Raw genomic sequence first — 10,582 nt, 5'->3', positions numbered from 1 at the left:
CTGCCTGGCTGATGTTCATGTACAGTCGCCTACTGCTGGCAAGGGACTTATTAACTGATGATGGCGTTATATTTATCTCGATTGATGACAACGAGAATGCGAACCTGAAACTCCTTTGCGATGATGTGTTTGGAGAGGAGAATTTAATCAATAATGTAGTAATTAACATGAACAGTCTTTCTGGTGTAAAGATGACACATGCCATTAAAGGGAAAGGATACCCGGCACAGAAAGAATATTTATTAATATACAAGCAAGGAACAAAAACCCCCTTGCTTAAAATCGAAAAAAAATCTAAGGAAGAATGGGACAAAGAATATAACTTAATTATCCCAGAACTAAACAAGAAACAGTTTAATGAATTTGTTAATTCCACAGATCAAGATGTTAATGCCGTGCTTCGCAGTATGCGCCTTATAAGTTTGGTGGAATATGCAAAAGAAATAAACATTGAACTTACAGACGACTGGAAGTGGGAAAATTCATTTAGAATATTTGGAAGCAAATCGAACACTTCTCTTGCTGAAAAAATAAAAGATAAAGTTTTTGATCAACAAATTGTGTGCTACACTAACAGCGAAAAAAACTTAAGATTTTTCCGATCTGATTATAATAAGAACACAAAAGACCCAAGAATAGAGTTAGTTAATGCTGACGCTAATTCTGCTGTTTTCCTTTCAGACAATTGGATAGATATTTCTAATGATGGCGGTGTTGCCCAGGAAGGAGGAGTAATTTTTCCAAATGGAAAAAAACCATTACAACTAATTACCAGAATACTTAGGTCTATAGATCACAGCAATAACACTATTCTAGATTTTTTCTCTGGTTCTGCCACAACAGCCCATGCGGTCATGCAACTCAATGCCGAGGATGGTGGGAACCGCAGGTTTATTGCGATTCAATTGCCTGAAGTTTTAAGCGCAGGTGTGGATTCGCAAAAACAGGCTTTCAATTTTCTTACTGAGAACTCCCTGCCTACTACCTTAGATTACATCGGCATTGAACGCATCAAACGATCAGCAGCCAAAATAAAACAAGAGCATCCGGATAAAGAGCTTGACTTAGGTTTCAAGCATTACATGCTCTATGAGCCCAATCAAAACACTTTAGATAAACTGGATAGTTTTGACAAGTCAAGTATGTTGGCAGACACCAGCATTCTGGATGATTTTGGAAAGCCGACCATTTTAGCTACCTGGCTCAATGCCGATGGTTACGGTCTTACTGTGAATGCCGAGACCATTGACTTGGCCGGTTACACCGCTTACTATTGTCAAAAACATCTGTACCTGATAGACAGCGGCTTTACACTGGAAAGCATGAAAGCCTTACTAAGTAAATACGATTCAGAAGGGCACTTCAATCCTGAGAACCTTGTATTGTTTGGGTACAGCTTTCCTGATTGGAGCGTAAATGAAATGATAGAGAAAAACCTTCGCATCCTGAACGATGGAGAGAAGAATTTGAAAATCAACTTCACCGTTAGGTATTAACTACTATGGAACTAATATTAAAAAATAATTTACCACACCAGGTAAAAGCTTACACGGCCATAGCCAATGTGCTAAGTGCTGACTTGATTCAAAAGAACAGCCTATATTATCAAAATCCTACGTTGCTTTTAGATAATCAACCCCTATTGACCTATATAGCCCAGGTACAAAAAGACAATGGTATTCCGGCTGAGTACAAAGCATCCAATTTAGTAGGTAACTATCTAAATCTGGATATTAAGATGGAAACCGGTACAGGTAAAACCTATGTGTACACTGCTGCCATGTTTGAGCTGCACAAGCGTTATGGTATTAATAAGTTTATAGTAGCTGTTCCTACACTCGCCATTAAAGCAGGAGCCAAGCAGTTTATGCAAGATGGATACACCAAAAGGCATTTCAAAGACCAATGCGGCTACGGAACAGAATTGGATGTATTGGTGCTGGAAGCTACAAAAAAGAAAAAAGGCAAGAACTATTTTCCCGGAGCGGTAAGGGAGTTTGTAGCAGGTAGTAGCCAGAACGCCAATAAAATTTATGTATTGCTCACCAATATGAGTTTATTGGGCGGCACTTCAAAATTACTGACAGATACCTACGATTATGGAGTGGAAGGTTTTTATAAACCCATTGAAGGCATAAAGGCTACAAAACCTTTTATGATTATTGATGAACCCCATCGTTTCAGCAAAACACAAAAAGCATTCGAATTTATCGAGAAATATATTTGTCCCCAAGCAGTTATTCGCTTTGGTGCAACCTTCCCTGAAATAGAAACAGGAAGGGGCAGGAATAAAATAAAGCGGAAGGATTATCATAACCTGTTATATGACTTAAACTCTTTTCAGGCATTCAACCAAAATCTGATTAAAGGCATTGCCAAAGAACATTTTGAGCCGGTAAACAAGAAGCAGGATAAGGTAAAAATTATGAGCGTGCAGAGCAAAACATCTGTACGTTTTAATCTCATTCAAAAAGAAGGACCAACAAAGTCTTTTGAATTAAAGAAAAACGATAGTTTGGGTATGATCGCCCCTGAGTTGGAGGGTATTGTTATTGATGGCATTACTACCAGCACAGTAGAATTGTCGAATGGTCAAGTTAAATCCACTGGCGAAGAATTTAGTACTGACATTTATTCTACTTCTTATCAGGAAAGCATGATTCGACTTGCATTGGAACGGCACTTCGAAACAGAAAGAATTAATTTTGGAAGAAACAATAAAATAAAGACGTTGGCTCTCTTTTTTATTGATGATATTTATTCTTATCGTGCAAACGAAGGCCAGAAGAAAAAACCATATCTCAAGGAAGCTTTTGAAAAAATTTTATTAGAAAAAATAGATTCAGTAATTCCTATCCTCACAGAGCAGGAAAATGAGTACAAAGAATATCTGCAAGCAACAAAAAATAAGCTTCGTGAGGCTCATGAGGGCTATTTCTCTCAGGATAACAGCAGCAGTGAAGATGATATTGGTAAAAGAATAGAACAAATATTATATGATAAGAAAACTCTGCTTTCACTCAGGCATAAAGATGGAAGCTTCAACACGCTAAGATTTCTCTTCTCTAAGTGGACTTTAAAAGAAGGCTGGGACAATCCAAATGTTTTCACTATTACCAAGCTTCGCAGCAGTGGCAGTGAAAACAGCAAGATTCAGGAAGTAGGCAGAGGGTTGCGATTACCGGTTGATGAATTTGGTAACCGAATTTCCAATGAGGATTTTAAACTCAACTATGTTATTGATTTTACTGAAGCAGATTTTGCAGAAAAGCTGGTGAATGAAGTAAATTCAGACTTACCGCAAGGCTTTATCATTACAGATGAAATGATTGCCGAGGCGGCTTTAAAACGAAAGTTGGATCCAGACGATCTTTTTGTAGAGTTACTCAGCAAAAAATATATTGACCGTAACAAAAATATCAAAGTAGAGAACATCGATCAATTCTTTGAGGAATACCCAGAGTTTACTGTTGGCTTGCAAAAAGGCAAGGTAGAAGACCGCAATAAAAAGAAAGAAAAAAAGATCAAAATTCGCAAAGCAGTATATGCTGAACTAAAAACCCTTTGGGAAGAAATAAACAGCAAATACATTCTACATTATGAAAGAATTGAACAAGAGGATTTTCTTTTTAATGAGTTATTGGTCTTGCTCAGAAAGGGTATCTTTTCTGACACCTACATCACCAGCAGGCGGGAAGTATTAAATACAGATGGAACTATTGCAATTATAAATGTAGATACAGGGGTGCAGTTTAATATCAATAAGCCTTTACCATATAATGAATTTTTAAAGCGTATCAATCGTCAAACGAACCTACCTATTCAAATGCTTCATGCAGTTATTTCTGAGTATGCCAAAGAAAAAGATGTTCAACCCGAAAGAATAAATGAGCAAAGTGCAGCCAACTTCGTAAAACTGTTTCAAGATTGGAAGACTCAAAAATTGAGTGGTAAATTTAGTTATTCCAAAGCAAACCTTTCCGTTAAAGCAACCGCACTAACTTTTTCAGATGGGACACCCAAATCTGAAATTACCCAGGGTGTTATAGGCACCAAGTTTATTGACGGTACTCCATCTGCAAAATATCTATATGATGTATATGCTTTTGATTCACCGTTGGAAAAGGAGAATCTATTAGTGGATGGTATTCATGAAATTATTGTATATGGTAAAATACCCAGAAGAAGTATTGCTATCCCTACCATCACAGGCCAGTCATATAGCCCCGATTTTATGTATGTGGTAAAGAAGGATAATGGCGAAAGGATTCTGAATGTAATCGTGGAAACAAAAGATGTTGAGAATCAGGCTTCACTTAGAGGCATTGAACAAGCCAAAATTGATTGTGCAAAAGTTTTCTTTAATCAATTGACAATCGATGGTTATAAGGTGGAGTTTAAAACACAATTGAATAATAAAAGAATCAAGCAAATTATTGATGAGGTATTAGTTGATTGAAGCACGATGGCCTAACACCGGTTTTGCGACAGGCGCATTGACGTGCAAATCTGGAGCTATGTACTTCTATTCAAGTCCAGAGCTTATTGACAGTTTAGTGCTCCGAAACCCGCCTGAACGCAAAACCCAACCGTTAGGCAACGATAAAAATTAGTAAATGAAGTCTAACCTTCATTTTTGTGGAGTCACTCCAAAAACCATCAATTTGTCTGAAACAGTCATTAAAGTCTACAGGAATATATAAACCATTTAGACTGTCGGCACTGAACCTTTCTAAATTGATGTCTTTTCTTTCTCCGTGTGCAATTTTAACAGGAATAAATACAAATTTTGGTACTGTTAATTTATGCTTAATGTAATTGTGCCTCAAGGTCACAATGAAGAAGCTGTTGGATCTGCTGCCCGAGTCATTCGATCTGACCATCATTTAAAATAATGTAAAAAAGGACTACCCGCTATGGATAGTCCTTTTCTCTTTTCAGTGTACCTTGGCAGCACTTGGGGTTAAATCTCAGATTTGATTTTATCTATCACTTTGTCTCTCTTTTTCAAATCATTGTAAAGGATCATAACGCAATCTTTTGAATCAGAATTAACCTTGCATTTTCTATCAATCAAATATATCTGAGTCCTCTTTCCCTTCCACATATCATAGGGCGTAGTGACCATTGTATAAGCGAAGGGCAAAAGCCCATTGACGTAATTATTTGTCTTTACTGGATTACCATATTCCTCATTGAAAATACGGTAATATTTATTGAAATCTCCATTCACAGTAACTATTATATGAGAAACTAAGCCATCTATGGTTCCAACTTCTATTTCATTAATTCTATCCTCACCTAATGGCTTTACTGCTCCTACCGTCTCATATATACAGACCCTACAACCCTTAACCGATAATTGTTTTAATCCTTTGAAATTTTTGATGGGCTTGCCAAACTCGAAATCCCTAAAGCTTCTCTTTGAATCTATCTTAGTTATGTTTTGGGAATATGCGTTTACCAAGAGGAATAAAAGAAGTATTGGTAGTAAAATTATTTTCATCAATCAATTATTAAGTCCTATTGATCAAAAATAAGTATATTATCATTTACCCCTACCTGCTACTTTTATAGCTCTTCGATATTGATCGTCGGATACACCCTGTACCTCGCAAACTCCTCCACCATTATTTGTTTTACAAGCTTGAACCATCTATCTCATCCAAGAACACAACTGGGGCAAGACTAGGCAGACCGCCATATAAACTGGATAAATGGAGTAGTTCCGATTATTGACGCTATGAGTGGAGTTACTGGAAGGGCTCTTCCACTTTTGACAATGTAATAAATCGTCCCATAACCTCCATACTATCCGACGGAAAAACATCGCTCTCCCTGCCCCCTCCTCTTGCCTTCCCCCCTTGCCTCTCCCGGGTTTCACCTTCCCCAGTTTACCTCCCTGCTTAAGATATATAGTGTTACAGGCCTCAAACGAGGAAGGTTCGCCATGATTGGGAGCCTTCCTCGTTCTGAAAGCGGGCTTTATGTCAAAGCCAGCAGAAGATTCCACCGAGCCTATATGAGCCCATAATGAATCATATGTTAAAGAGACACACTCGTATCTGACTCACCTATTTAAAGAGAACTCATTTGAACAGTCTCTCACTTTGCTCAAATACCGGCGAGACTGAGTAAGCTTGAAGGTACCGGAATCCCGGTGCATCCTAGCAAGCATCTCAGGTATACGCTCTTACATTTCTTACATTTTCTTACATTTTTTAAAAAGAAATGTAAGAAGTCAACTATCTTACTAACAATGGTTTAAGGGCATTTCTTACAATCTTACATAATTTACTCTAATCTATATTTTTGGTCTTTTTAGCTGCCACACCTGACCTTTTAGCGATTTTGTTCCTTAAAATCTGTGAAATTGAAAGTGCCAAAAAATGTAAGAATGTAAGAAAACTGGGTTAACTGCCTAATATTCTTTTGGTTAGGCTTCTTACACTTTTCTTACATTTTTAGGAATTGTAAGAAAGTAAGAGATTTAGACTTAGAGTTTGCTTTGAAGGAAAGGTATCACCAGAGACGAAAAAGCTCCAGTTGGCAAGCTTGGCAGTAGCGGCTGCTGAACTTAGGCTTGAGCGCCCGGATGTAGTGCTTCTCCAGCTTGATCACACTTTCCTTGTCGATATGCTCCTGGAGGTATACTACCAACTCATTGGAGCATTTCGCTTTTGAAGGTTGCTCTGCTTATTCCCATATGGACCTATTCCATAAAAGCGGTGCCTTATCTTGCTGAGCTGCTGGGTTACACCCGGCTTAACCATTTACCAGCTGTAAAACTGATAAAAGCTACCAAATACATCTTTGATGCACATTATTAAAAAAACCTAAGTTCCACAGTACCTCCGCCACAGCGAAATAATCTCCGGCTGTAAAGCAGTGATAGTTGTTGAACTTAGGCTTAAGTAATCGTAGAGTATTAATCCTATTTACTTTACGGATCTCTTCTTTCTGTTCTTTTTCTTTGCAGCCACTGCGGCCGGTAGTGGCTTATCTGCATCAAGGTTATTTGCTAGGTACACTTCCACAGCATTAATGACTGTGTCCATGATACTCTCCCTGTTCCAGTATTGGTGCTGTTGCATCTTCTGAATCAACCAAACCGGAAGCCTAGTGGCAAACGGCTTTAGCTCATTAGGATCGGCTGCCTGCAGCCTCTCTGGTTCCGGAAGGTCTTTTGCCGGTGTGCCTTCAGAAGGCATCTCCCCTACCCCACCCATCATTTCAGCATCAAACCCACTAGTCGCAGTTTTGACTGCTATATTCCTGAAGTTCTTTTTTTCTACCATGTCTAAAGGCTATAACTTTTAAAGAAATGTTATTACAACTATAAATGTTAGAAACTATAACCGTGTTATCAGCTCTTGCACCATTGCCCTGTAGTCCTGCGCGGCGGCAGAGTCAGAGGCATAAGTAAATACCGGTTGCTTGTATGCCATTGCTTCTTTGACGGACACGTTATTCCTTATAGTTGATTCCATGACCAAGTCCCCGTAGGCCTCTCGTGTACCGGCCACCATGTCAGAGTCTATTCGGGACCTGTAAGAAGAATGATATTTGGTAAAGAATATGCCCGCGATTTTCAAAGCAGGATTATAGCGCTTGCGTACATTAGCCACTGTCTGCAGGATGTTGGTGATACCACTGATACTGAACTCCTCCGGAGCCGTGGGTATCAAAACGTGCGTAGCCGCAATGAAGGTGGTGTAAGCTAATGTCGTTAGGGACGGTGCGTTGTCGATCACTACGTAATCATACATCGTTTCAAAGCCGTCTTCTTCCATTCTTTCCCTTAGGATAAACTGGTAGTCCTGCTCGGCACCGATTGCTTTGGCATATGTATCCAATGCGCGTTTGGCTGGCAGTACATCAAATTTTTCCATGTATTTCACGACCACCTCACTGTACTGCTTCTCCCCCACCAGCCATTCACCCACATGGTTTACAGCTTCCCCGATGGTGGCACCCGTAGAATTAGCCTGCGCATCGAAATCAATAAGGAGTACCCGCTTAGTTGACTCTAGTGCTGCCAGGTAGGCAGCTGTGTTGATCGCCGTTACGGTTTTGGCTACCCCACCCTTGTTGTTCATAACCGTAATTATGGTCATATGTTAATTCTGTTAGTTCTATTAGCAAATATAGACCAGCTATATATAAAAGCAATGTTAATTCATCTATCATTTCTAACATTGTTATACATTTTAGACATTATAATAAATAATATCTAACGGCTATTATAATACGTAGGAAAGACTCATCTTAATTTACAGGTAAACAGCTGTTTATCAGCCAATATCGGTGAATGGTAAAAGGAAGCAGAGGTGAAACTCAATCAAAATAAATATTTCAGCCCGAAAGGAGCAAGGCAATTTGGGAAGCAATGATCTTGCATTATTACCAGACTTGGTCTTATTGCAGGACTTAGCTTTCGTTCCAAGGCCTGGCATTCCGTTCAGACCGGAAATCATTTTTAAGATTACTATGACCATATAGGTGTACTTACTCCACTTCTTAGCTGAACAGGACTATCTAATACCTATCTAAGGACCTTACTCCCGTAATTTTCCTACTAACAGCATGGGTTTTGCTCCATAGCCGTACAGATGCCCAAATCCAAAAACCTTTATTTCCGCCTAGAAAGGCAGTTTTTCTAATCTGATTTATCTAAATACCCGTACAAAATCCCAAGCACGCCAGCCCTATTTTTACTATTTAGAGCCATTCTTACGGCATTTAAGTAAATTCCTTACCTTGTATACTTCCATAAAGAATAGAAAATCTTATTTTTTATTCTTTATTATCATGTATTATAAAGTATTATGGCTCATAAGTAATTGATTTTATATTAGTTAGAAGCGTTTACCCGTACACTTTCCCAGTTAGGGGGTACAGAATCCCAGTTCACCCGTACATTTTCCCAATTTAGGGGGTACAGAATCCCATGCCAAGGGGTACAGAATCCCAAACACCCGTACATTTCCCCAAATACCCGTACACTTTCCCAAACCCAGAAGTCCGTAAACTGTAATTTAGATAGCCGTACAATATGAGTTTTTTGTACGTATATTTGATACGACCTGAACTACAGACTGATGAGAGAAGACACCTTACCTGAGTTGAGTGAATCAGAACTTCAACCCATAATACCAGACCTAGTACCTCTTCGGAACCCGCATAGCATAGTCACGCAGTCCAATGACTTGATCAATGCCTATTTTGATATGAGCACTGTACAGCTAAGGGCCTTTGTCTATGCGGTTGGCCATATCCATAAAAAAGACAAGGACTTAACCGCTGTGAAGATCCCTATCAAGGCTCTCTACAGTGGTGAAGGTGGCAAGAACTATAGAAATACTGTCAAGCTAGCCCAGGAGCTACAGAAAGTTGACATCAAAATCCTGAAGCTTGTCAAAGATGGTGGGGGTACTAAACGTCAGTACGAGTCTTACACCATCTTCCCGACAGTGAAATACACCGAAGACTCCAAGTACATTGTCACCAGAATCAACCCTGACCTGAAGCAGTTCCTGATTAACCTCAATGGGAACTACACTCAGGCTGAGCTGACCAAGCTTCTCTCTCTCAAAACTATCCAGGCATACCGTATTTACATGTTCATCAAAATGAACATTGATAAGAGTAAGGGTAGGATTCCTGAGACTTTCAAGGTTGACTACAAAGAGTTCAGGTTGATGCTTGGTCTTGATGTTATTGAAGATGCTGGACCAATGAAAATCATCAAGCCTAAGACGACAGAGCTAAACCTGTTTGGTGAGCCAACCAGTGTGCAGATCCTTCCTATTAAGCCAAAGGTTAAAGTCTTGAAGTATGCAGAGTTTGATAACTTCAAAAAGCGGATTCTTAAGACTGCACAGACAGAGCTCAAAGAGGCTGAACTGCTGGATTTTGATTTTGAGGCTGATAAGCAGGGGGGAAGGAGTGTCAAGTATGTAACCTTCAAACTGCGTCCTACTATTGTCCTGGAGCAGCCGGAAGAGCAGCCAAAGACCAAACTTACGCCATTACCTCAACTCGAAGGCTTGACATCTAATCAAAGGATAGTCTATGACAGAATGTTGAAGTACCATTTTGAGGAAGACAAAGCCTTCAGGGCAGTGACACAGGCCGTAGACCTTGCTAATCTGCTGGTGTACATCAACCAGGAAATCTATTTTGATAAGAAATCCTTGGCTGTTGTTTGGGTTAACATTGAACCCGCCTTAGCGAAGAAGCGCAAGCTTGAGATCAGAGGAGAGAGATGGTTGGATTGGGTAAGAAAGCCTAAGCCTGAGGGTTGGATCGAAGAATAATGATCCTGTTTGTGAAAGGCTATCATCCTGGAGGTTCAGTCCAACTTCAGGATGATAGCCTTTTTTATATTACAATTTCTACCTGGCAGATACTGTGATGTGACTCTTGTAATAGCAGGCATAAAGACTACCAATACGTGTTTTACAGGAATAGAAGTTCTAATAATGATATATGGTCTATATTTGTTAGAAATTATAACACTTATAAAATTTCTAGTGCGTATAGATTATTTATAATGTATAACTGTAGGCTTACCTGAAAT

The 10,582-nt window shown here is 39.2% G+C and carries 6 protein-coding genes; 3 read left to right on the top strand and 3 right to left on the bottom strand.

The window, feature by feature from the left end; all coding sequences use genetic code 11:
* Both JT718_RS20300 and JT718_RS20295 read left to right on the top strand, forming a co-directional pair.
* Window positions 1–1,496 (top strand): site-specific DNA-methyltransferase (locus JT718_RS20300; protein ID WP_205504636.1); only part of this gene is annotated, 1,496 nt, incomplete at its 5' end.
* A 5-nt stretch (window positions 1,497–1,501) separates the two neighbouring features.
* A complete protein-coding gene (locus JT718_RS20295) occupies window positions 1,502–4,459 on the top strand; it encodes a type III restriction-modification system endonuclease (protein ID WP_205504635.1) in 2,958 nt (985 codons plus the stop codon).
* A gap of 504 nt (window positions 4,460–4,963) precedes the next feature.
* Here JT718_RS20295 and JT718_RS20290 read toward each other — a convergent pair.
* From JT718_RS20290 to JT718_RS20280, 3 genes are all read right to left on the bottom strand, one after another.
* Window positions 4,964–5,506: a hypothetical protein gene (locus JT718_RS20290; RefSeq protein WP_205504634.1), complete on the bottom strand. Its 543-nt coding sequence runs from the start codon at window positions 5,504–5,506 to the stop codon at window positions 4,964–4,966.
* Window positions 5,507–6,938: 1,432 nt separating this feature from the next.
* Entirely contained in the window at window positions 6,939–7,298 is a 360-nt protein-coding gene (locus JT718_RS20285; RefSeq protein ID WP_205504633.1) for a hypothetical protein, read from the bottom strand.
* 54 nt (window positions 7,299–7,352) lie between these two features.
* The gene (locus tag JT718_RS20280) at window positions 7,353–8,117 is read right to left on the bottom strand and encodes a ParA family protein (RefSeq protein ID WP_205504632.1); all 765 of its coding nucleotides are present in this window, start codon (window positions 8,115–8,117) and stop codon (window positions 7,353–7,355) included.
* Window positions 8,118–9,101: 984 nt separating this feature from the next.
* On the opposite strand from JT718_RS20280, the gene JT718_RS20275 reads away from it, so the two are divergent.
* A complete protein-coding gene (locus JT718_RS20275) occupies window positions 9,102–10,319 on the top strand; it encodes a replication initiation protein (RefSeq protein WP_205504631.1) in 1,218 nt (405 codons plus the stop codon).
* The last annotated feature ends 263 nt before the right edge of the window (window positions 10,320–10,582 follow it).

Source organism: Rufibacter psychrotolerans (assembly GCF_016924645.1).
Classification (GTDB): domain Bacteria; phylum Bacteroidota; class Bacteroidia; order Cytophagales; family Hymenobacteraceae; genus Nibribacter; species Nibribacter psychrotolerans.
The sequence above is the reverse complement of the archived record's forward strand: the minus strand, read 5'-3'. Positions and strand labels throughout refer to the sequence as shown.